The organism is Chitinophaga sp. CF118, assembly GCF_900112615.1.
Lineage (GTDB): Bacteria > Bacteroidota > Bacteroidia > Chitinophagales > Chitinophagaceae > Chitinophaga.
The window spans coordinates 244,502-267,573 of the sequence record NZ_FOMK01000008.1; the positions used below are offsets into that span (position 1 = coordinate 244,502).

19 protein-coding genes are annotated in these 23,072 nt (G+C 37.5%); 10 read left to right on the forward strand and 9 right to left on the reverse strand.

Going from position 1 to position 23,072, the window contains the following annotated elements; genetic code table 11:
- Positions 1-197 precede the first annotated feature (197 nt).
- Positions 198-1,322 carry an ankyrin repeat domain-containing protein gene (locus tag BM176_RS25235; RefSeq protein ID WP_090107125.1) on the reverse strand — a complete coding sequence of 375 codons (1,125 nt, stop codon included), beginning with the start codon at positions 1,320-1,322 and terminating at the stop codon, positions 198-200.
- Between the two features lie 298 nt (positions 1,323-1,620).
- On the opposite strand from BM176_RS25235, the gene BM176_RS25240 reads away from it, so the two are divergent.
- Positions 1,621-2,862: a site-2 protease family protein gene (locus BM176_RS25240; RefSeq protein WP_090107126.1), complete on the forward strand. Its 1,242-nt coding sequence runs from the start codon at positions 1,621-1,623 to the stop codon at positions 2,860-2,862.
- A 327-nt stretch (positions 2,863-3,189) separates the two neighbouring features.
- Entirely contained in the window at positions 3,190-3,879 is a 690-nt protein-coding gene (locus BM176_RS25245) for a hypothetical protein (protein ID WP_143097925.1), read from the forward strand.
- Between the two features lie 297 nt (positions 3,880-4,176).
- Here BM176_RS25245 and BM176_RS25250 read toward each other — a convergent pair whose 3' ends face one another.
- A complete protein-coding gene (locus tag BM176_RS25250; protein ID WP_090107128.1) occupies positions 4,177-4,608 on the reverse strand; it encodes a hypothetical protein in 432 nt (143 codons plus the stop codon).
- Positions 4,609-4,659: 51 nt separating this feature from the next.
- Positions 4,660-5,427, reverse strand: coding sequence for a metallophosphoesterase family protein (locus BM176_RS25255; protein ID WP_255373582.1), 768 nt, complete (start codon positions 5,425-5,427; stop codon positions 4,660-4,662).
- Between the two features lie 336 nt (positions 5,428-5,763).
- Between BM176_RS25255 and BM176_RS25260 the strand changes: the two genes are divergently transcribed.
- From BM176_RS25260 to BM176_RS25270, 3 genes are all read left to right on the forward strand, one after another.
- Positions 5,764-6,378 (forward strand): hypothetical protein, encoded by a 615-nt coding sequence (locus tag BM176_RS25260; RefSeq protein ID WP_143097926.1) that lies wholly within the window; start codon positions 5,764-5,766, stop codon positions 6,376-6,378.
- Positions 6,379-6,738: 360 nt separating this feature from the next.
- The gene (locus BM176_RS25265; RefSeq protein ID WP_090107130.1) at positions 6,739-7,635 is read left to right on the forward strand and encodes a hypothetical protein; all 897 of its coding nucleotides are present in this window, start codon (positions 6,739-6,741) and stop codon (positions 7,633-7,635) included.
- Positions 7,636-7,644: 9 nt separating this feature from the next.
- On the forward strand, positions 7,645-9,438 hold the full coding sequence (locus BM176_RS25270; RefSeq protein ID WP_090107131.1) for a DUF262 domain-containing protein: 1,794 nt from the start codon (positions 7,645-7,647) through the stop codon (positions 9,436-9,438).
- 430 nt (positions 9,439-9,868) lie between these two features.
- Here BM176_RS25270 and BM176_RS25275 read toward each other — a convergent pair whose 3' ends face one another.
- The 4 genes from BM176_RS25275 to BM176_RS25290 form a co-directional block, all read right to left on the reverse strand.
- Positions 9,869-10,936: a DUF5677 domain-containing protein gene (locus BM176_RS25275; protein WP_090107132.1), complete on the reverse strand. Its 1,068-nt coding sequence runs from the start codon at positions 10,934-10,936 to the stop codon at positions 9,869-9,871.
- A gap of 144 nt (positions 10,937-11,080) precedes the next feature.
- Complete coding sequence (locus BM176_RS25280) at positions 11,081-12,055, reverse strand: DUF4238 domain-containing protein (RefSeq protein WP_177230538.1); 975 nt, start codon at positions 12,053-12,055, stop codon at positions 11,081-11,083.
- A gap of 485 nt (positions 12,056-12,540) precedes the next feature.
- Complete coding sequence (locus BM176_RS25285; protein WP_090107134.1) at positions 12,541-14,292, reverse strand: hypothetical protein; 1,752 nt, start codon at positions 14,290-14,292, stop codon at positions 12,541-12,543.
- Positions 14,293-14,339: 47 nt separating this feature from the next.
- A complete protein-coding gene (locus BM176_RS25290) occupies positions 14,340-15,398 on the reverse strand; it encodes a hypothetical protein (RefSeq protein WP_090107135.1) in 1,059 nt (352 codons plus the stop codon).
- Positions 15,399-15,512: 114 nt separating this feature from the next.
- On the opposite strand from BM176_RS25290, the gene BM176_RS25295 reads away from it, so the two are divergent.
- The 5 genes from BM176_RS25295 (at position 15,513) to BM176_RS32270 (ending at position 21,163) form a co-directional block, all read left to right on the forward strand.
- A complete protein-coding gene (locus tag BM176_RS25295; protein WP_090107136.1) occupies positions 15,513-15,857 on the forward strand; it encodes a hypothetical protein in 345 nt (114 codons plus the stop codon).
- Positions 15,858-15,968: 111 nt separating this feature from the next.
- A complete protein-coding gene (locus BM176_RS25300) occupies positions 15,969-19,820 on the forward strand; it encodes a hypothetical protein (RefSeq protein ID WP_090107137.1) in 3,852 nt (1,283 codons plus the stop codon).
- 121 nt (positions 19,821-19,941) lie between these two features.
- Positions 19,942-20,370: a hypothetical protein gene (locus BM176_RS25305; RefSeq protein ID WP_090107138.1), complete on the forward strand. Its 429-nt coding sequence runs from the start codon at positions 19,942-19,944 to the stop codon at positions 20,368-20,370.
- A 52-nt stretch (positions 20,371-20,422) separates the two neighbouring features.
- Positions 20,423-20,812 (forward strand): hypothetical protein, encoded by a 390-nt coding sequence (locus BM176_RS25310; protein ID WP_090107139.1) that lies wholly within the window; start codon positions 20,423-20,425, stop codon positions 20,810-20,812.
- 24 nt (positions 20,813-20,836) lie between these two features.
- Entirely contained in the window at positions 20,837-21,163 is a 327-nt protein-coding gene (locus BM176_RS32270; protein WP_143097927.1) for a hypothetical protein, read from the forward strand.
- A 427-nt stretch (positions 21,164-21,590) separates the two neighbouring features.
- On the opposite strand, the gene BM176_RS25315 is transcribed toward BM176_RS32270, so the two are convergent.
- Both BM176_RS25315 and BM176_RS25320 read right to left on the reverse strand, forming a co-directional pair.
- Positions 21,591-22,469, reverse strand: coding sequence for a hypothetical protein (locus BM176_RS25315; protein WP_090107140.1), 879 nt, complete (start codon positions 22,467-22,469; stop codon positions 21,591-21,593).
- 10 nt (positions 22,470-22,479) lie between these two features.
- A complete protein-coding gene (locus BM176_RS25320; RefSeq protein WP_369823755.1) occupies positions 22,480-23,007 on the reverse strand; it encodes a HipA family kinase in 528 nt (175 codons plus the stop codon).
- Between the last annotated feature and the right edge of the window lie 65 nt (positions 23,008-23,072).

Consider the following 23,072-nt stretch of genomic DNA (forward strand, 5'->3'; position numbering starts at 1 on the left):
TCTATTGTAAGGGCTTAAATATTTTGTCCATAAAAACAAAATTAGCGTAAACTAAAAAGGCCTCAAGTCCAACGACTTAAAGCCTTTTCTTTTTTTGGTGCCCAGTAGCGGTAGGTTATCGAACCAAATTATGTTGATTATAAGAAGATTAAGTTTTTGAATTGTTTAACTGCTGGCATTGGCATGCGCCGGATAACCTATTGCAATAACTGTATCATCGCAGCCTCCTGACGGGCTGCTGCCAGTGAAACAGGCGTATGGCCTTGTGCGACGACGTGCCTGTCAGCACCAGCTGCCAGCAATGCTTTCGCTATTTCCAGATGTCCCATTTCAGCCGCACGATGCAAGGCTGTGAATCCACGATCATCCTGTGCATTTACGTCCGCACCTGCTTTTATCAATAGTTGCAGCGCATTTAGCCTGTTGGATTGCACAGCATTCATCAATGCAGTAGCGCCATCTGCGGAACGCCCATCAGGACGAGCGCCTAATGCCAATAAATGTTCCATGACCGTTGGATCCTCCGTGGCTAAACTCCATTGCAACACCGTCAAACCATCACCGGCACGGGCATCAAGATTGTAACCTTTCTGGTGCAGACTTGTAATAGCTGCCAGATCTCCATTTGCGGTGGCTATATGCAGCAGTGTATGCGAACGTACAGGTATTTCAGATTGCGCCTTAAATTGCTCATCAAACACCCCGACCTTCGCCAGATTGCCAAATATAGAGAAGCTCCACATCGCTGCCGCTTGTGTATTATCTATCATGTCTTCGGGTAAAGGAACGGGTACAATTTGATTCCGCACATAGCCTGTCATCAGGAATTGCAGGATCGAAAGGGTGTGTGCAGACGATTCTTCACCAAAGCTACCCTGAATGCTTTCCACAATGAGCATACCGTTTACCTGTCTTGTATGTGCTGTCACGTATACCTGACGCATCCAGCTTCTCACAAATATCAGCGTATCGTTATGGAAGTAAATAGCCCACTTATGTTCCATGGCCTGCGGAATAAATAATACGCCCGGATATAATTTCCCATCTACTGGAAATGTGAGATTTGCCTGTATTCCCACCGCTTTTACCGGAGCTTGTCCTAGAAATACAATACCATCTTCTGAGTTATAGGAAACAGCATTCTGCGCCATCAGCATATCTGTCGAAGTGGAAATCATTGTTTCAGTGATAGGTCTCAGATCTAATAACTTCACATGCCAGGCATTGCTTTCAGGTTCGATCCAGGGTAATGGATTTTCTTCCAGCGGTGGTGTGGCAGGTATATCTGTTTTCTTTTTGAATAATTTGCTGAGTAGGGACATTGGGTTCGAATTATGCAACAATATAAAGCATATCGGTTAAATACAAAACCTTGCATTCATAGCTACTTAGCCAGGTATGCTTGACCAAATTTATGTAGTTCATTTGCCAATGTAAAGTTTGGCTGTCTTTTTTATATTTTATTATCTATTTTTACCATGTATATTTCAGTCTGTTGTTTGCCTCACTGAAAAGCAAGATAAATAACGACAGATAACCGGGGATGATTACATTGCTTGGGTAGCTGCAGCGCGTCAGGAGTGGTGTGAAGAAAAAGCATAGAAAAAATTAAACCAATACATGACAACAGAAGTTTTGTTAAGAACGTTACAGTTGCCACTCTCATTGTCCATAGTAGCAGTCTTGCATGGGCTTGGACATTACATCCCTGCCAGATTGTTCAAAACACGGGTTGAAATTTTTTATCTATTCTTAGACCCCTTGTTTTCCTTTTTTAAGAAAAAGAAAGGAGATACAGCAGCTCAGCCCTGGGAGTTTCGTTCTAAACCAGCCTGGCAGAGACTGATCATTATGATTGGGGGAGTAACGGTAAATCTTACCCTAGCGTTCTTTATCTACGTAATGATGTGCTGGAATGCTAATGAGAGTTATCTCCCTACGAAAAATTTGACTTACGGTATTGCAGTGGATTCCCTGGCTGAAAGCATTGGTTTACGTGACGGAGATATGGTGCTCTCCGTTAATAACGCTCCGGTAGAGAATTTTCGCGCAATACCTGCAGAGCTTCTCTTACGGGAAGCAACGAGCATACAGGTTAAGCGTGATGGTAAGCCGTTAAATATTGCTATTCCGGCGGGGTTTTTCCGGGAGATGATCAGGTCAAAGGCAACATTGATGAATGTACGTATCCCTTTCAATATTGATTCAATAGTGCCAAATTCTGCAGCTCAGAAAGCTGGCTTACTTAAAGGTGACCAGTTGCTTACTATCAATGGTGTGCCCGCTTATTATATCCATGAATTCAAAAAGGCAATACAACTTTATAAGAACAAAACGGTTCCTGTTCAGGTATTGCGTAACGAAGATACCCTGCAATTAATCACACAGATACCAGAAACGGGTATATTAGGAATCAGCGGCGGTGATCCTGTGAAGGAATTTAAATTTGCTACCACTGGTTATACCTTCTCAGAAGCGATCCCCGCCGGGTTTAAAAAGTTTAAAAGAACATTCGGTAAATATTTCCAACAGTTGTGGCTGATCATTGTTCCCAAAGAGGTGAACGAAACGGAATCCCTGGGAGGCTTCGTAAGTATCGGCAGTTTATTTCCCGCACATTGGGACTGGATGGCTTTCTGGGAAATGACAGCTTTGTTTTCCATTGTCATGGCTTTCATAAACATGCTGCCGATTCCCCCTATGGATGGATGGTATGTACTATTCCTACTGTATGAAATTGTTACCAGCCACAAACCGGGTGAGAAATTTCTGAAGTATTCACAGGTAGTGGGAATGGTTGTGTTATATAGTTTACTGTTGTACGTAAATGGACGTGACATTTGGAATAACATATTTAATTAATTAAAAAATGTTTGATAACGTATGCCGGATTCCAGCAGTGGTAAGTTCAGGTTATTGTTTTTTCAACATATGTGAAATTATATCCGGAGCAAGATGGCACTGGTGGTATTGTTATGCGGTAACATGCCGGCCATATGCAGCAATTGCTGGTAGTCAGAACTTCTATTTATTGATCACGTTCATAAATCCTCGTGGAATTTCTCACTGACAGGGATCTGTTTGTTGCCGATGTTTATCCAAATTCGACAGCTTCATACCTTTTAGCATCCTTCATCGTATGGATTTTTTTGATGTTTGAATCTTAGGATATGAACAACATATTTTAATATGAGAGTCTTTCTCTTTTTGATGTTTCTTCTTCTGGGTTTAGCGTCGTGCGTCCATGAATATAAGTATTGTAACTGTGGAACAACAGATGAGAAATTGAGAGCCTATAACGATGTAATTAATGAATTAGTTGAAAGGCGCTTTTATAACTTTTATTTGGGAAAAGACGAGGAGAGAGTTTTTAAGGCTTATGTGGAAAAACCGGCAGATACGGCTAGGCTCCAAGCGGAAATTATCGGGCTTCAGAATGAAATTTATGGAGATACATCAAGGTTTTGCACACTTTATCTGGACACAATATTAAGGCCTGGCTTTGAAAATTTAAAGTATTATGAAACTGATACCGGAGAATATAGCACGCAATTTACAAATATCATTTCGCTAATTTCGAATAATAAGCAAGCTATCATTGATAGTTTAAATGAGAGACAAACAAAATACTCGTCTGCTAATTTCTCGCTTTGCTCATCCAGGATTGTATCAATTGGAGATGCTTATAAAAAATCTTCCAATTGCATAATAGGAAAAATAAGTCTATCTAAGCTTTTTCTTAATGAAGAGAGGAATAAGGGAGTGCTTTATTATGAGTTCCAATGTGGTAGATTATGTGGGAAGGGCGAGCTACTTCTTATAGAGAAATCAAACGGTAGATGGCATATTTATAAGAGCTTAAGGTCGTGGATTTCATAAACTGATCCTCCATCATTATTCGGCATTTGTTGATCCAGTAATCCAGATTAGATAAGATTTTGTCTAAGAAGCAAATGCGTAGTAATTGTGGTAAATGGTAAGTCTAAAAGAAATGAATACACTAGCCGGAATCTAACCTATAACTATTTTAATATCAATTACTTATGTAATGTACGCTATCAGTTAAAAACAGAAAATCCGCTGCTAGAGCGGATTTTCTGTTGTGGTGCCCAGTAGCGGTAGATTATCGAGTCAAATGGTATTGATTATTAATAATTTATGTGCTTTTGAAACTTATTATGATCGTTTAATAAAGTAGGCGATTCGCTCGTTTTCTTTTAAGTCATCTCTCTCATAATAGAAAACAGTATCAGTGTTAAAAGATATCTTTTCTGCAGCAATTATGACATCGTTCTGATAATCTTCCGTTTTAAATCGGAATACAGAATATCCTTGTTCAATTTCAAGAGGACCATTGAATTCATTTCTTTCTTCTAATTTATCGAATACTACTTTTGTTGTATCAGAATGCCATTCGCTGAAGAATCCGTGAAAGGCTTGAATATTTTCAAAGATTATTTCTAATTGATGATAATAGCATAGGTCAACACTTCCTGCAATTATTAACTTATTGCTCTCATATCTATATACATGGAAATCAAACCATAGACCTTTGCTTCTTATTATCATGTCAATTTCTTCTGCAATAATTTTCAATGCTTTTGACATTTCTTTAATGGTTTAATAGTTTGTATTGTCTGCTGATTTCTACAGCGCTTATTAATTTCTTCCATTTTCATGCGGATATAAAAAAAGAACTTTATCGCTTTGTAGAATTTCTTTTGTGTCAATATTTAATGCAGACAGCCTTCCGGTAAATCCTGCACCTGTATCAATATTCCAAACATTACAGGCACACATAGGTAAGTCAGAATTATAAGTTAATGTTGGCGTATGCCCAATACAGATTTCATTGAATAGTAAAAGCTTTTTAGGATATAGTACTGAATGTTTCTTTATCCTGCTATCCATCATAATAGCTATTTCCCATAACGTTCTATCTGTAGTAAGATTATTTTTAGATTGTTCAGACTGGGGACCATTACTAGCTGTAAAACCACCATGAACAAATAACCTATTGTACTCATCTACATGATAATATTTCATTCTGGAAAAGAAATCTAAATGTGCTGCCTTTCTTTCTGAGCTGAAAGACTCATAACTTTGAATCGTCAACTTACCACTTTTTAGTTTCCAGTTTGGATCAAGTATAGTTTCATTAAGCCATGACTCACATGAAATATCATGGTTACCTTTTATAAAAATACAATTATAGATAGTATCTGATTCTATGAGATATTCAATAACCTGTGCGGATTCGGACCAGCCATCTACATAATCTCCTAAAAATATAATTTTGTCGTCCTCACGGAGATCAATTTTTAACAGTAATTGTTTTAATGCTCTTAAAGCTCCATGTATATCCCCAATAACAAACGTTCTTTTTGCCATGATGTCAAGCATAGTAATATGCTGAAAGTTACGCATATTACTATGGAGTTTGATATCTTCTATAGTATAAGAGATTTAGCAGGTTTGCAAGATGATTCCGGATATCACATAGTATAAGGCTATGTATTTGATGGTTAACCTTTACTGGAATCGAACTCAATCTTATATTAATAAGTTGAATACGAATGAATTATGAACGACGGTGAATTGATTAAAACAACAAAACCCGCTCTTAGAGCGGGTTTTGCTTTTTTGGTGCCCAGTAGCGGTAGGTTTTCGAACCAAATATGTTTGATATTTAGTAAACTATGTCGATAGTGATAATGAGAAGTTACTTTTACTAAATGAACAGAAATTTAAATCCTGATGTTGATGGCTAGGGATCAATCAACTTATGTAAGGGGCCAAAAATCCCTTTTTTCACTTATATTGGCAAGAAATATAGTTATGACAGATGCTTTGTTAGGCGTAGTTGGCACACTTGGAGGTACAGTCATTGGAGCTATCTTGGGATTTGGAGGAACTTGGTTTAAAGATTGGTTGGACGAAAGGAAAGGAGTAAATATTGATGTCGTGAGTTCGTCAGTTGAGTTGCAAAAAATTAACGGCGAACAAGGAGCCATAAAATTTTATATTAAAATAGTCATACAAAATAAAAGCACTATTGCTCAACCTATTTGGGGATTATCTTTGAAATTCGGTTCCATTCTCCATCCTATGTTCAACCAACCCGGAAGCAATGTTTCAATATTCTGTAGCCCAACTATCACACGTCCGGTGGAATCCGAACCACTAGACATCGAACCTAAGAAAATTCAATATATTGTATTTGAATGGGAAGAACGTTTATACTTAGATCATCTTGATGCCTATACAATGAACGATTGTATCGCAAATTATAATACATTTAATGGTCTCAAATCATTCAAGCTAAATACACCTTTTGTTGTTAAAGAGGTTAAATCTCTCAGCGAAATTACCGAATAAATTACCATCCCGTCCTATCGAATGCAGCGTTGCTAAATTTATTAATGGAGTATACTTCATTAACAATACTAATTGTTAAACAGATTTTTGTAAATCACGCATATTTTATGCAAGCGATTTTAGGCCTCAATATATTGTTGGAGATACCTTGATGATTTTGTAATTCTGCTATCTAAGGATAAATGTCTGCCAAGGAGAACCGGCTTCATAAGAATAGACATAATATGTAACCTTTGTTGTCGCTTTCAAAACTCGATTGAAGTTGCTTTCTTTATTTTACCCAAACAACCGTGAATTTGGTAACCTCTTTTCAAATTCATATATTTAGTCATTCCTAACCTAAACAATAAACTGTAACAAATGCCGATAAATTGGGAACAAGCTTATCACCGCTTATTTGATATCATAGATGCGGATGGCAATAAGGAAGCTCCGCAATATTTTACCGGATCTAAGTTTATCAACACCCTAAAAGGTATAAGCTATAATTTTCCTCAGAATTATAGCCGATATATCGAAACGAGAACAAATCAAAAGCAATCTACCAGCAGACGGTTATATTATCAGGAAATCCTTGACAATGTTCCTGAAGCAGAGCGAGTAGCTGCTTACAAAGCCATTTTTGCGGAATTGGGCACATTTACAAACGACAGATTGACTGAACTTAAGCGTATGTTCGGTGATGGTGGTGATGAGACAATTCGTGCTGTGGCGCCCGCGGATCCGGTAATGTCCTACAATAATTACCAAATTATTCTGCAAACACTTAGAAGAGCGATCCTTAGCTTGGAGCAAAAGCCAGACCTTTATAGTGTGATGGGAGAAGAGCAAATGAGGGATTATCTAATTGGTCTGTTAGAACATACTTTTCAAAATACAACTGCCACACGCGAATCGTTCAATAGGGCGGGCCGTACAGATATTTTAGTCCGCCACGCTAGTGGCAATAATCTTTTCGTTGCTGAGTGCAAAAACTGGACGGGCCAAGCAGGCATGTTGGCAGCTGTAAATCAGCTCATGGGCTATCTAACTTATCGGGACAATAAAGCCGCGTTGCTTTTATTTGTGGATCGAGCTGATATAACTACTGTGCTGAACAGGATAGACGAAGCCATAATCACTCACATGAATTACAAGCGGTCTGGTGAGGTAACGAATCGCGCGTCCAAATCGCATGTATTTTCCCTACCAGGTGACCCTGATGGAGAAGTAACTATTGAGATCATGGTCGGCCATTTCCCGCAGCTAAACCCGTAAATACTAGCTATGGCTAATCAATTAGAAAAGGCAATTAAGATCTCGGAGGCAATCTCGGAGATTGATAGCAACAAGTATCTATTACCTTCTATTCAACGCCGTTTTGTTTGGGGTACGGAACAGATAGAAATGCTGTTTGATTCTATTATGCAGGGTTATCCCATAAATACCATGATGATGTGGCATGTAACCGGTGCCGACATAAAAAATAATTTTCGGTTTTACGAGTTTCTTAGGGAGTTCAAGGAATACAACGGCGGCAACAACCCTCAGCGATCAGTAAATGCAAGTTATACAGACTTCTACGCGATTATTGATGGGCAACAGCGGCTCAATAGCCTTTATCTTGGGCTGAAGGGAAGCTTCGCTTATAGAAAACATCAGAGATATAAGAAAAAATACTTGGAGGACGAGCATCATTATCCCTCTCGAGTACTTTATCTTGACCTGTTGTCGAACCTAGAAGACGATGAAATGCGAAAAATGTATGATTTTCGGTTCTTAATAAAAAACGAGCATGTCAAAGAGGGTGAGGAAAATACTAAGATCATAGAATTATCCGACGGCAGCAAAATAACTAAACCTTGCTTCTGGTTCGAAGTCGGTACCATACTTACGTGGAGAGACGAGTCTGAGGTGTTGTCCTTTCTGTTAAAAAATGGGCTGGCTGACGGAGTTCCTCTTGAAAACCTGCTTAAATTGTACTCAAGGATTAGAAAAGAGGATATTTTGAATTATTACTTAGAGAAAGAGCAGGATTTTGATAAAATTCTACATGAATTTGTGCGGACGAACTCCGGTGGGACCAAACTATCCTTTGCCGATCTTTTAATGTCGATCATCACCGCATCTTGGGATAGAAATGGCAACACAAAAGGGGCGAGGGAAGAAATAGATAGCCTTGTCAGGCTAGTATTAAGTATTGGTTTCTCCATAGATTATGACTTCATCCTTAAAACTTGTTTGGTAATCGTATCAAGTAATATTCGCTTCTCGTTGCAAAATTTCGGTTCCCTTACCATAATAAAAATTGGCGAAAATTGGGGAAAGATAACTCAATCTATCCTTGAGGCATTCAAGTTGGCTAAGTCTTTATCTTTTAATGACTTTTCTCTGCGTTCGAAAAACGCAATCATTCCAGTTGCCCTTTATTTATTCAACACCGGGTACTACGTCGATATCAATAAAGAGAACAAGCATTTTTCAAATAAGAAAGTTATTAGGCAATACTTACATATCAGCCTACTCAACAAACTCTTTAGCGGCAGTGCAGACGGAGTGCTTTCTAAGCTACGCCACATTATCAATTGCTGTCAGGGGGACTTTCCGCTGGATGATTTTCGTCGGGAGTTTACTGAACCTCCCAAAAGCTTTCAAATCGATGAGGACCGCCTAAAAGCAATTTTACGGAAGAGCTATAATGACCTGGATAGCTTTTACATACTAGCGTTACTCTATCCCACTTTTGATTTTCAATTCAAAGAAGCCAACATCGATCACTTGCATCCTGTTGCGAGCTTCAAAGAGGAAAGTTACATAGGGTTCACTAATGAAAGAAGAGATTTTTATGACAAACACTACAACACCGTGCTAAACTTGGGCTTTTTAGCATCCGAAACAAACCAATCAAAAAAGGATCAGCCGCTTAAGGTCTGGATCGATCATAAGATCCTATCAAACAGCAACATTCGATCCGAACTATTAATACCAGAAGAAGTAGATCTTTGCTTCGACAATTTTGAGCAGTTCATTATGGAAAGGGAGCAAATCTTATTAGGAAGACTAAAGGCTAACCTCTCATAGTTTTCAGGAAATAAGAAGGCTGAATTTTGGGCTTAACAAAATTTAGGTGAAAATTTTTACAATGAGTGCGTTGTCAATAGTACTTTGCCAAAATAAATGAAAATCACCTTCACAGATCGAACCATTTTCAGTTGATTATTAATGACTTAGTCAGAACCTCAATTTGGCTATAATTAGCAAGTCCGCTACTAGAGCGGACTTGCTAATTATAAGTGCCCACTGCCGGTAGGTTTTCGAACCAGTTAATTCAGGTTATCAATAAGTTAGGTTGTTGAAGGCATTACTATTGAATGTCAAAGTTTATTGGGTATGGGGGTCTTCCTTTACATCGCATGAGCGATTCCTGTGGCATCCTCCCCGCAGGGGATATAACGGAAAGCGCGGTCCGCATGGCACACCCAACAAAAACGCGCTATTCTTATCTTACACTTTATTCTTCCTCATTCTCGCTCGCTGCATCGCGAAACTTATCATATATCTTTTGTAAGATCATGGTATTGGTTTCATATTCGTGGTCCGCTGAGTAGATATGCAGGAACCGGTCATTGACCTCAAGAAACTCCGCCAATATCAACTGCGCCGGATCAACCAGATCTTCCAGTTGATCACTAGGCTCTATCAGCGCCCTAAGGTTTACCATGCCGTCGGCAGGAAGATCTACTATTCCCCGATAAGAGGGATGTACGCGGCTGGATGCAAGGATGTAGTATGGGCGGAATCTTCCAAAGTCAATAGCCGCTTCGATGGCATTGAAGTTGGCTTTTTCATTCAAATAGCCAACTGCCCAGTTATAACCATTGTTGAAAAATTCTTTTTCATACTGGTTTTTGATGCACTCAAATTCTTCCTTCGTCTCCTTGATTAGCGTTTCATCGAGCGGCGGAAAATTGAGATCAACATGCCTTTTGACATAACTTTCCAGCTGCTTTCTCCGCTCGTTGACATCAGCATCAATGAAGCGTTGGTATAGCTCGGGAGCATCTTTCTCCATGAGGAAGGTGGCGATCACGGCATGTTCATGGAAACTCCGCCAGGTGATCAGTGCCGCATTCGAGTAGCCATTACGTAGTAACAATCCCACCTCTTCGGCGGTTCTGCAGAGGGTGCCGTAGAAAAGCAGGTTAATGTAATCGCGCTTCTCCAGGTCCACTTTTCCTGTCTCATTACGAAGAGATTCCAATATGGCTATATAGATCCGTTGGGTGGTATCTGCAAAAGCCTGGTAGTAACGGAACAGGTCAAGGTTGACGTCCACGACATGGTCCTCTATTTTTCGCTGCTGTTTTCGAATCTTACGATAGCTTTTTTCCGTTAGCGATTTGATGAACACGTCTGAAACAACGTTGTCCAAGACATTGAAGGTCTCTTGCCCCTTATCGGTCTCTAAGAAGGATGCAAACTCTTCTACGGATAAGGATTTGGTTTTGCGAGCGCTTTCAAATGTATTATCCAATAGTTCATCAAAGTGATTGATGATGAGGTTCTTTACTTTAAACATTTGTAACTGTTGTTGTTACCGTCGATTACCTGTATTTACTGGTAATTATCCCGGGAACGGCGTTAAAAATTTATACAGCTGGTAAATAAAGGCTTTGTTATAAAGTGAATAAGTTTCTTTTGTTACCGGAAAGTTCACAGCTGATCATTCCCCTTTCGGCTTGTTTGCCTCTGCAAGGAGTTGCAGATATTTCTCATCCGTACTGATCAACAGGTCTTTGTATTTTTGGATCTGAAAGTTATTCATTTCCATCACTATCGACTCGGTAGCGATCAGGTGTGTAACCGTTTTACAGTTATTGGCAGTGTCAAAAAAACTGTCTATCTCATAATCGTCAATGGTTAGGCAATAGTCCTTGGAGAGTGGAAAGAGGAGCATGAACCCATCATGGTAACGTGTATTATATATTTTGTTATCTCGACCAACAGAAACGCCCGGATTGTCGGTGGTCAGAAATTTCGGGCCTGTGGCGGGTGCTTTAAAAATACGCCAGGTGCATTTAAGTAACGCATCCTGGAAGACTTTATATCCATCCGGGTCCTGAAATCTATTGGCAAGACTTGACTGAAACATGTTCATTGCTGTGTCGGGGTTATTGTTATAATCCTCGAACACTAGCGCTTTGGCCAATTCTACCGCGATCGGCGGTATCCGATGGGCTCTTTCTGAGCCTTCGAGAGAAGTGACTATACTATCGATTGCCTGTTGCAAAAGGGATGACTTTTGCTTTTTTAACGTATTCTCTAGGTGGTAAGGGTTCCGCAGTTTCAGGTGAACGATGAACTTACAGATGAAGTTCGCCACTTCCAGTGACAGTTGGGGCTCCTGGATGATCTCCTGATACATACCTTCATACTCATTCTCCAACTCCCGAAAAACGTCCTGTTCAATATACAACTCATGGGGAGCTTGTAGGGTCAATGCATTTGGAAATTCAACAGGCTTTACCAAGTAAAAGTTCTTACTGTAGCTAATCTGTGCCGGCGTTTTTTCTTCTGGGACTACTTTCCAATTTTTTAAGAGGTTGGTAACATTCAGCGCAAACAATTTGCCATCTGTGGTAAAATTCTTTAGATAACATTCAGGGGTAAAATGATGTCGCCAGGTCGGATTATTCATATAAAACAGTTTGAATCGGTTATAGGTAAATATAAGCATGATTGATCAGATGCGGAAGATGTCTGACGTTATAAGCTGCGCTGACGTGGGGCGTTCATAACAGGACAATGAAACGCTATTCAATATCTCCAGTTGGTGTGATCAATTAAAAAAAGGTATAACTGACCGAAATGGCGAGAACAGTTCTGCAGTGAAGGTGTTACCAGCCAATCAAGGGGGCTCTCCAGATTTGAGGACCAAGCCTTATTAGTGTGCGACTTGTAAAATACCTTTGAATACTATTAAAATAGCAAAACCCGCTACTAGAGCTGATTTTGCTATTTTAAGTTACTTTCGTAAAAAATATATTGAGATTGGCAATACTAGACCCGTTGCTCCTTACTTCGACAATCTATCATCTATCATAGCACTTTAACCATGGATCTTATTAAGAAGAGACAGTAATTTCATTGGATTTCGATACGAGCTCAATTCTAAAATCAGCTCTAATTTCTGAAAGGAAACTGCTTCGATGCATCGAATTTGATCATGTTAAATATTTCGTTGAGCGTCGCGCGCTGATTATTTTTCATATAATCGAAAATTAACCATCTGAATCTGGTCACAACATTATTAAAAGAAAATTCCATTTTTGTTATTGCCCGCTCCTGAGAAATTCCGCTATGAGCAATCGAGTTCCGCTGTTCATAAGCTTCTGTAAGTATTGTGTAGTAATAGTCAGAAATCTTTTGCCTTGTTTTCTGCGTGAAATGTGTTTTAGATTGAGAATAAAGATCTCTGAAGAACTCGCTTTTGACATTTTCTTTACCAGATATTTTATATTTTTTACCCCAGTAGGTTTTGTGTTCTTCAGATGTTATTCCTAGTTGTTCTGGCGTGCTATCCTGGAGAGCTGTCTTTAAATGAAAGTTATAGTATCGGTCAAAGAACTTCTTTTCAGAGAGCACTAAGGCATCAGCTATGTATCGTTTAATTTTATTTGTTTCCTTTGTTCTGTCAAAAAGAAGGATTTCAAGATACCTCCATAACCCATAGATATCGGAAGCCTTTCTTGCGAGGATAAATTCCATTTCATGCTGCAAAAAAGCATCTTTAGACAAGAACATTTTATCTTCGAAAAAATAATAAGCGTTGTCGTTAAGTTCATCCAGATCATCTTTTGTAAGTTTATCTTGTTTTACATTGGGTGACAAATTATACCCATACCAGGAAAAGTCACTTGTAAATAGGATGTTTTTTCTATCTACTGTGTGTGCCGTTTCTAGCACGTTATTTAAATAAAACAGCGCCTTATCCACCTTTTTAATGGCAATTTTTGTTGCTGTAGGAAAATCCTGCGGAACAACTTCGACAACGGCAAGTGAAAAATTTACATTTTTATAAATAGCTTTAGGCAATCCCGAATCATGCTCTTTCAGAAATTCTGGTAGCTCTTTCAATAGTTTATTGTCTTTTGAACAGAATGTGACCCCGCCGAATTTAAAAAAATCTTTATTTGAGAAAATCAGATTTTCCACTTTGCAGATGATATACTGAATGTCTGTAGGGACATATACAAAGTCAAGTATACCCTTGTATGTTTTATTAAAGTCCTTCTGCGAAAAATATTTTTTCCGTTGTTCCTGTGTGACAATACCCTCAGGATAAGGAAAGGGTCTGTAGTCGCTAGTGTTAATTAAGGAAATAAGCCGTTTTGGTTGCTTACGCTCTTTTTTAGTAAAAAGACATTCAGAACCGATAATGGTGGCGTGAAACCTGATGTCTTCTTTATGTTCTGATAGAGGATGCGAACATTGTAGTAATTGGATTAAGCCATTCACTGAATTGTAGAGCATACTTTTCTGTAGCTCAGAATTGAGAAGTTCAAAATCTACAAGTAACGAAGCTCTATTATTAACAAACCATTTCTTCCTATACTCGGGTAATTGTTTAGGTTTAAGAGGGTTAATTTTCTTAAACTCTCTTAGATGCCGATGTATATTTGGAATATTTTTAAAAACGTTTAAATATTTACGATCATACTTAGCGAGCTTGTCGAAATATGTTGGAACATAATTATGGGCATGGAAAATATTATGATCCAGTTGAAAGACAATCTTTTGAACTAATGATAAGGGATTTTCTAACTCAAAATTCCATAACTGACCAGCTAATGAAATGAATAAGTCGTAATAATCCCAAAAAAAATTAACCTTCTCGTTTAATAATTCATTGTTATACTTTAATCGGTTTATCATTGCTGTTGTGAATAATGTTAAACAACTAGTTTTAGTATCTATGTTTACTAACAGATTTTATTAAACATCCACTCATAATCATCTCCTCTTTTATAGGATCTGTATTCGCCTGTTTGTTCATTTACGGTAAGAAATTGTGTATACATACTTGATTCAAATACCTCCGGAAAATCCTCTTGATTTATTGGAAGTTCATCTCCTGGCCAATTACCATCTACATCAAATATTGCCGGATTTATTTCCATTGTGATAGCGGAGTTATTCCAATAGTGAAATCCGAGCATGTAGTTTGGGGAAAAAGCGCCTTTTAGTGCAATCTCATTTTGATTGTAAAAGATTAGTTTTTTATATCGTGGTAAATGAACGTTTCTTGTTTCTATCACGCTTTCGAACATATTGTTGTTAGGGGCCCGTAATACACCTGAATACTCTCTGGGTATCCAACCGTGAAAGACTAAGGAGTTTTTATTGGCCCGGCCTGTTCTTGCATCAGCAAACCCTTCAGCTGTTCGTAGATTAGTGGTAGTACTAACAAAAAAGGATCTTAAATAAAACTCACTTCGATCGATATTATGCAAAAGCCCAAGATAATAATCTCTTATCTTAGTTCTTGTAGTTGGGTCGAAAGTGCTGATTTGTTCCGAAAAATGTTCTGCATTTTGATGGTCTGTGAAATAATCAAATACTGACATTTCCCGTATTTTGAATTCATTCATTAATTTTTCCTTTTTGCCACTAAACTTTTGTGTCAGGATGATATTCATCATTTTAAATATCAAATCAAAAGGATTTTCAGATCGCATTCCTAGTTCAATTCCGATATGTTCGTCATTTGTTGTCTCCGTATAGTATCTACCTTTTGCACCTGCTTTTGAAATTTTGAAAATAAGCCCGTTTTGGTTATAAGATTTTAGGTCTGCATTGTATAACTTTGATAGTTTGTCGATCTTATCTCCTCTATAAATGAGAGCTTCGCTTTGTTGACTGATAGTTTTAAGGCAATTGAAAAAATGGTTACGTTGTTCATCTGTTAAAGGGAAGCCATTTAATTGCAAATTAAAACTATGATAGTTCGGAGATAATTTGCCTTGTTTAATTGGAGTCATATACTATTGAGGTGTGATACTTCTAACTAAAGTAGTTAATAATTTGCTTTTCCACAAAAGGTTGCGGGCCGTTTTTAAGGTAATTTTGTAATCTTAACAACCCGCTTTGATTCTGTGCCCCAGTTTAACCCATATATACAGGAAATCCCGATGTATCTGGTGGCTCAGGTAGGATATGTGAACAGCAAGCTTACAATTAGGGAGTATAGGCCGTTCAGTCCACGGTCGATATTTACTTTCGGCGGTACTATACCTACCAGGGCTGAATGGCAGATCATTAAATCCGGCTTCCAAGCTCCTGTATGGACAGGGGAAGCCAGTGGGATTTCAGGTGGTTCAACTTCAAAAGTTATCTATGGATCTTATTTTGGCGAACAGGTGTCTATACCACATATTTCACTGACGGCAATACAATGCTTTATAAAAAAAATTATCCCTTCTGATCAGAAGTCAAAGTGAGGTAATTGGAATTTATTTTTCGAGCACAATGATTACCAGAAAGTAGAATTGGCTTGGCTGTTTAGAACTGAATAGATTCATTTACAGTATATTACAGTAAATCTTGACTATATGAAGATCAATACTATTACTTTCAATGAAATAAAACTACTTAAACCTGACGAGTTAGTAGATCTGTTGCAATCACTGTTGAATAATGAGGTTTCCAAACATTTTTCGCTTGGTACTATTAGTAACTTATCGGTTCCCAAAATAATAAATGTGGCAGATGGTGGAGAGGATGGAAGGTTAGAATTCGATTTAGGTACTGATATAAATGTTCAGTCACAATGGATAAAGCAAATCTATACCTGCTTTCAATCTAAGGCACAAAATTTATCAAATGCGCAAGTTAGGAATGAAATTCTGGTTAAATCAAGAAAGAAACGGAAAGAGATTAAGCCTCAAATCCTAAAATGTCTCGATGCAAGTGGGGAGTATGTAATATTCATTTCGCATCCATTTACCGACAACCAAATCGAAGAAAGGATTAAGAAAATACGTTCTGCGTTGAGCGAAGCCAACTATGCCGATGCTGCTAATGCAAAGATCAGAATCATTGATGGAAACAAAATCGCTAATTGGACAAATGAATATATAAGTGCAGTCACACTGGTGCAGAAGTTTCGTAATATGACACGATTGGATAGTTTTTTAACCTGGACGGAATGGAAAAAACTGGTTGATGGCAGTAAAGGGAAATATGATTACCAAGAACCTACTCACTTGTCCATAAAGTCCCAGCAAATTTTATCCTCTCTCTTAGATAATAGGTCTGTGCGGGTTATAGGGCATAAAGGCATTGGTAAAACCCGCCTAGTATTAGAGACATTCAATCCTGGTAAAGGTGGGCTTGGTAGTATTTTAAGTGGCCAGTTAGTATATATTGACATTGCAATAGCAACAACAAATGATCTCTCTAAATTTCTAATTAGTCATAATGATATGGAGGGGCTAATCATAATTGATAACTGTTCTGATCAACTCCATGAGCATTATGCATCAACAGTAAAAATTGGTACAAAATTTAAGATTGTTACAATAAATGATAGTTTCGAGCAAAATAACCCAGAGGCTATTCTGCTAAATCGATACGAACAAAGGGAAACCGTAAGGCTGATGTTTAAAAATTGTTTTACAGGGTTTAGTGAATCAATGATTGAGCACTTCCTGAAAATTTCGGAGGGCTTTCCGGAAATGGTTCAATTTATTGAAACGGCGTTTCAATCCGAAACGGCTGATGTTGTATTTAATACTATTCCTGAAAACTTCATTAAAAAGTTTGTTTTTGGAAGTAGCGACGAAGATAAATTAGATTATGACCTTCTTAAAGCATGTTCAGTATTTACAAATTTTATTTATATAGATGATGAAAATGGTGTTGTTGCTCTGCAGAGAGAAAAAGACATGTCTGATCTGCAAATCGATCTGATAACTACTCACATTGTGGAAACACAAACTACCCGAAGAGCATTTTATAAATTTTGGAAGAAATATAGTGAGAAACGTAACCTATTTGAAAGGCGAGGGTTCTTTTATTCAGTCATACCTGAGCCTATTGCCGTACACTTGGCAGCTGAATGGTGGGATAGTATGGATTTTGCGTCTGTCAAGGATCTGCTTAAACAGATGGAAGACTGTCAGCTCCTTGTTCCTCTTACGGAGCGTCTTAAATTGCTGGATCAAAGTGAATCTGCAAAAAAATTAGTTGCCAAAATTTGGGGGCCAAACGGCCCTTTCGCGACAGCGGAAGCGATCAACTCAAAGTTGGGATCACGCCTCTTCCGCTCAGTAGTTGAAGTGAATCCCACGGCTACCTTAGAGTCATTGGAAGCGTTCTTCGAATCGTATGATCTGGAGGGGCTTAGAATAAATTTCAAAGCCGGGAGACGAAATATAGTTTGGGCACTTGAAAAAATTGTATTTAGAAAGGAGTATTTTTTGCGTGCCGGTAAAATTCTATTCAAAGTCGCGATAGCGGAAAATGAAGATATAAATAACAATGCTACAAGTCAGGTTCTGCAATTATTTCATTATTTATTACCGGGCACTGAGGCTGATTTAAAAGAAAGAATGTCTCTGTTGACATGGGCAATTGGTCATGAGAATAAGGAATATAATTTAATGGGTCTAAAGGCATTGGGCCATTGCTTAAAAGCACAGGATTTTAGACGTATTGGTGGTGCTGAGTTCCAAGGTGGATTCCAACAAATGATTGATTATAAACCAAAGGTTTGGGAAGAGGTATATGTTTATTGGAACACTGCCCTAGATTACTTGGCTCGGTTTGCTACGGGTGAAGATGAAAATGTCCGTGAAATAGCACAAGGTATCCTTGCCGCTAATATCAGGGGTCTTTTACCCAATAGTCAATCAGTAAATCTGTTCAAGATATTACATCAGGTCATTGAGTTTAATGGCCGCATATGGGATAAGGCATTAGAGTCATTTTCAGATGTTTTGAGGTTTGATAAGGATAGATTACTACCCGAAGAAATCATTTCAGTAGAAACCATAGTACATCAATTACAGCCTAAAGACACTGCTGGTAAGTTTAAGATATTTGTTAGTTCCCCTATATTGGATATTGACTTTGGTCATGATTTTACTGATTACAACGAAGTAGGTAAGAGTAATGCAGAAAAATTTGCCTTAGAGGTAGCTGAGAACCTTGTTAAGTACGAACCATACTTTTATAATATTTTGCGAGGAGAGCAAAGGCAGGGTCTTCCTTTTGGATATAAGCTTGCTACTTTAGTCTCAGATCAGGATCAACTGTTTTTTGATTTATTGAACGCGCTAAGATCTATAAAAAAGGAAGAGCAAAATGCCTCTGTTATTGCTGGATTATTATCGGCGGTTGATGATGATAAAAGATCAGCATTTTTGTCGGCAATTATTTCTGATAACGATTTGTACCATCATTCCTTTGAATTAACCAGGATCTCCAAGCCGACAATTGTTGATTTGTTTAACTTGTTTGAACTCGTTGATTCAGGTAAGGCCAATATTAATGTTTTTGAAACTTTTATATATGGAAGGGTTTTGGATCATTTTGAAACAGATGATGTACTGAAATTTACTTCGAAAGTGGAATCCTACCCGGGGGATGGACCAGCTACCGCTTTTAAGATTTTGGGCCAGTATGTTCATCAAAGTGATGATAAATGGAAAGTATGTAAGACGACTATACGAGCATTGATATTAAAACATAACTTTTTTTCATCCAAGCAGTCAATGCGGTCAATGGATATATTTCAAATGACGCAGTGTATTACTCGAATTCTTAATGATGACAAATCTGACACAAATTTGGTTAAGGGAGTGTCAGTGAGTATTTATAAAGCGAGCTTAGAATATGATTTCAATAATTATAATAGCTATTTAGGCAATTTATGTAGTTATTTAGTTCAGAATTATTTTGACATTTTCTGGATGGAAATTTCAGATGCTTTCATCAACGAAAAGTCCGATTATCTGAATTTGAAATTTCTACTTGGTGTGCAAAATGGGAGTAATGGACATAATGGTATTTTATTCTCGGGGGAATTGGAAAGCTTCGATACTTTAATTGGCTGGTGCCGAAATAATCAACCTAAAGGGCCTAAGCGAATTGCTTATTTGATGCCTACACAAATAGATATTGATGGTAAGCTGGAATGGCATCCATTTGCTTTGCGGTTTATAGAAGAATTTGGACATATTGAAAAATTATTGGGGGAGATATCTGCTAATATTGATAGTTATTCTAGTTACAATTATTCCGCCATAGCCTATCATGAGGGCTATATTCAACTTATGAATCACTTTGTAGATCATCATAATAGTAATATCAGGGATTGGGCAAGGAAAAGTATTGAATATTATAGAAAATGTGTACTTCGGGAAAAACTTGATCGTGATCAGGATTTTATCGGTAGATAAATCGGGTTTGAGTTTTACCAACCTAAGTAAACTGGGGGATGAAGAGAGAAAATAATTGGGGCTGTTCTGCTTTGCTTACTGAAACATATGTTATTGAAGTTAATATTTAAAAGATTTCATAATGATACTAAAGTCTAAAAGAGAAAGATTGATTGATGAGATTTGTGAAACTGCACATCTACAGGATTATCGCACAGTGGTTACTGAAATTGTAATAATGATTGAAGCAGACGGTTGCAAGGTTTATACGGATCATTCCCGTACTGCATCATCTTATACATCTCCTATGGGGCAAGAGCCCATTATTAGAGTAAGTCTTTTATGGGTACGTCAACCCTTAACAGTGGTATGGCGATTATTACATGAGTACGGTCATCATTTATCTGGCCCAAGAATAGCTGAGGATACGGACATTATTCGCGAAGAGCTGGCTTGGAATCATGCTGAAGTAATTTTGCAAAATTACCCCCAACTGCTTGAAATGAAGATGGATTTTCAGCAATGTAAGGATCATGATCTAGAAACGTATTATGCAAAATATTCCAAATAGAAGGTGTAAAAGTCGTATTTACCAACTTGTTTAAGAAAGAACTCCTGAAAATATGGTGAATTTAATTCTAGATACAAATCAATGGGTTTATCTAAATAATGCGCTAGACCCACATTCAGGTAATCAGCAGCCTGGTCAACACTTCAAATTACTGGAAAAGATATTAGAGATGGTGGAAGCCCGGGAAATAACGTTGTGGAAGATGGACTTAATATTAGAGGAATGGACTCGGAATAAAGGTCATGCACATGATCTAATCGAAAAGATAAAGCGGCAGCGATCAGAGACAATTACCAATTTGAAGAAGTTGAATAAGGAATTAGGTGACGACGCCGACACACAAGTTAAGTTACCAAATGGTCGATACGAAAAAAAGCACCCTTTAAAGGTGACAAAAGCAACAGTAGTGCCGCCGATGCTGCAATCCTGTTTGGCGCAATAGACTATTTCAACCGAATGCGAACAAATGATGAGACTCTCCCCGCAACCGCATTTGTATCTGGCAATACCAGCGATTACTGTAGCTCGGAAAAAGATAAAACTTCAACGATCCATCCAGGTTTGCAGGGTACATATCGCCACCTTGTTATGCGCAAAGAAAAGGCGATATCGCGAGGTATCAGAACCGAGAGAGATTGAAGGTAATGAGAAGGACGAAGGCAGTCTTGGCATCCTCACGGGTCTGTATGGGAGCGGGCAGTTAACGAACCGCCCTTCCCGGAACAAATTGGTGTTGATTATTAGGATGTTGTATTTAAGTGAAATATTGTATTCGCCTAGTCAGCTGTTCTAAATCATCTGTATCTTTCTGTTTGAGCAAGGGTACTTTAGATTAGTAGGGCCGTTAACTTGATTCCAAACAATTACGCATTGCACGAAAAGGGAATGAAAGTTTCTTCTAGACAATAAAGAGATTTTAATATGGAATGTCTCTATTTTTGCAGGAGCCGGATGGATGCTTTGGTTATTCTACATTCATAATGTACCAAAACTAGCTATATTCAAGATTATAGAAAACATGCAATTGCTCGGAGGCTTACATCTCCATAATCCGGGAGGTTTCGTATGGAACTGTGAGCAACCAAATAGTGGAATTACAGCGTTAAGACAGGAAAGTGATTGTCTCAATTAATTGCGTGAAGATTTAGAACGTCGGGTTAATAAGTCTGATTTAAAATATTAGAGATAAGAGGGATATAGAACAATCACCTTATATAAGGTTAGAAGGGTAACTCATTAATATCAGACTGATCAATAGATCCAAATATAGGCTTTACATTATTGATCTCAGCATATTCCATGATTTTTTCACTTTCTGTTACATCCACATAATTAAATTCATCTGAATCTACTAGCTGATTCCAAATTTCATGTTGTTTCTTATATTCTTTTGGTGGCTCTTGAGAAAGAATAAAATTTTTACAGTCTTTCTTATTTCTTTTATATGTATCTTTTAATAAGTAAAATGTAGATATCTCATTAATTATTTGGCTCTGGTTCGATGTCATATCTATAGACTGAACAAAAACATCTATTCCATTTTTACCAATTAAGTCAACTTTTACAGGTACTAATAAACCCGGTACGTCTCGATAAGTTATTGTATGGTTAATTATAAAATGATTCTGAATTCTTCCGTCAAAACGTTCATTAAGAAGATCAAATGGACTCAATTTTTTGATACCATATTCAGGAGGAAGCTCCGCACCAATAAGATTATCAAACAACTTCAAAGTATTTTCCTCTGTAGCTTCTATACTAATAGGCTTGGGCAATAGATAGGTAACAAGATTATTTTTATATCTACTTAAATAACTTATATAATCAATAGAAAAAGAGAAATCTTCAACTTTGAACAGTTGTTGAGAATTATGCAATACTACTTTACTTGATTGGCTAAACTTTTTCTCCAAGATAGATATAGAGTCAAAGATTACTTTATAATCATCTTTAGATAACAGATGCCTTAACGCATTAAGCTTCTTCCTTGAAAATTTACAATAGACTATATCGTCATCAAATAGTATAAGCCCCAAAGAAATTTTTTCTTGGGTTACTTTACGAAGAGACGCAAATATAATACTGTAATGAGAAGACATAATTTACTTATTAGTTCAAAAAGAATTGTATGTATGATTGAAATGTAGTCCAAACAGTTTCAAACCATAGATCATCAAATAGAAATGTATTTAAAATTTGCTGTTCCTGTTGGACATCAATTCCCCAGCTTGGTGGTATTTCATTCAAAACTTCTTTAACTCTATCTTTACAACTTTCAACGCAAACATAATACTTATCCTTTAATAGCGCAATATTAGATCGAGTAAAATCACTTTTTTTAAAGAGTGTATTGAATGCCTCACTGTAAACCAATGATTCTTCATATGTTATAGGATATAACTCTGAGATCAATTCACCATGATTAAAGCAGGCTTCATGATCTATTGGAAATAACTCGTAACGACCGTCCCTAATTGCCAAAAGAATGTTGTAGTTATTATGTGATCGATCTTCATTTGCAATCCATATATCGAAAAACGACAGTTTTAAAAAATCATCTTTAAAACGTTTTGATAAACGCCTTGTAATTAAAAGTTCAGTATTGTGTATAATGGACCCCGAAAAAAGGACCGGCAGTTAAGATAAAAAATTTTAATCTTAAATTGCCTACATAATGACAAAAAAGAGCAGACGTAAATTTA

Coding starts and splice junctions, on each gene's coding strand:
- BM176_RS25235 (WP_090107125.1), bottom strand. CDS start 1,322: ATGTCCCTACTCAGCAAATTATTCAAAAAGAAAACAGATATACCTGCC.
- BM176_RS25240 (WP_090107126.1), top strand. CDS start 1,621: ATGACAACAGAAGTTTTGTTAAGAACGTTACAGTTGCCACTCTCATTG.
- BM176_RS25245 (WP_143097925.1), top strand. CDS start 3,190: ATGAGAGTCTTTCTCTTTTTGATGTTTCTTCTTCTGGGTTTAGCGTCG.
- BM176_RS25250 (WP_090107128.1), bottom strand. CDS start 4,608: ATGTCAAAAGCATTGAAAATTATTGCAGAAGAAATTGACATGATAATA.
- BM176_RS25255 (WP_255373582.1), bottom strand. CDS start 5,427: ATGCGTAACTTTCAGCATATTACTATGCTTGACATCATGGCAAAAAGA.
- BM176_RS25260 (WP_143097926.1), top strand. CDS start 5,764: ATGGCTAGGGATCAATCAACTTATGTAAGGGGCCAAAAATCCCTTTTT.
- BM176_RS25265 (WP_090107130.1), top strand. CDS start 6,739: ATGCCGATAAATTGGGAACAAGCTTATCACCGCTTATTTGATATCATA.
- BM176_RS25270 (WP_090107131.1), top strand. CDS start 7,645: ATGGCTAATCAATTAGAAAAGGCAATTAAGATCTCGGAGGCAATCTCG.
- BM176_RS25275 (WP_090107132.1), bottom strand. CDS start 10,936: ATGTTTAAAGTAAAGAACCTCATCATCAATCACTTTGATGAACTATTG.
- BM176_RS25280 (WP_177230538.1), bottom strand. CDS start 12,055: ATGAATAATCCGACCTGGCGACATCATTTTACCCCTGAATGTTATCTA.
- BM176_RS25285 (WP_090107134.1), bottom strand. CDS start 14,292: ATGATAAACCGATTAAAGTATAACAATGAATTATTAAACGAGAAGGTT.
- BM176_RS25290 (WP_090107135.1), bottom strand. CDS start 15,398: ATGACTCCAATTAAACAAGGCAAATTATCTCCGAACTATCATAGTTTT.
- BM176_RS25300 (WP_090107137.1), top strand. CDS start 15,969: ATGAAGATCAATACTATTACTTTCAATGAAATAAAACTACTTAAACCT.
- BM176_RS25305 (WP_090107138.1), top strand. CDS start 19,942: ATGATACTAAAGTCTAAAAGAGAAAGATTGATTGATGAGATTTGTGAA.
- BM176_RS25310 (WP_090107139.1), top strand. CDS start 20,423: ATGGTGAATTTAATTCTAGATACAAATCAATGGGTTTATCTAAATAAT.
- BM176_RS32270 (WP_143097927.1), top strand. CDS start 20,837: ATGATGAGACTCTCCCCGCAACCGCATTTGTATCTGGCAATACCAGCG.
- BM176_RS25315 (WP_090107140.1), bottom strand. CDS start 22,469: ATGTCTTCTCATTACAGTATTATATTTGCGTCTCTTCGTAAAGTAACC.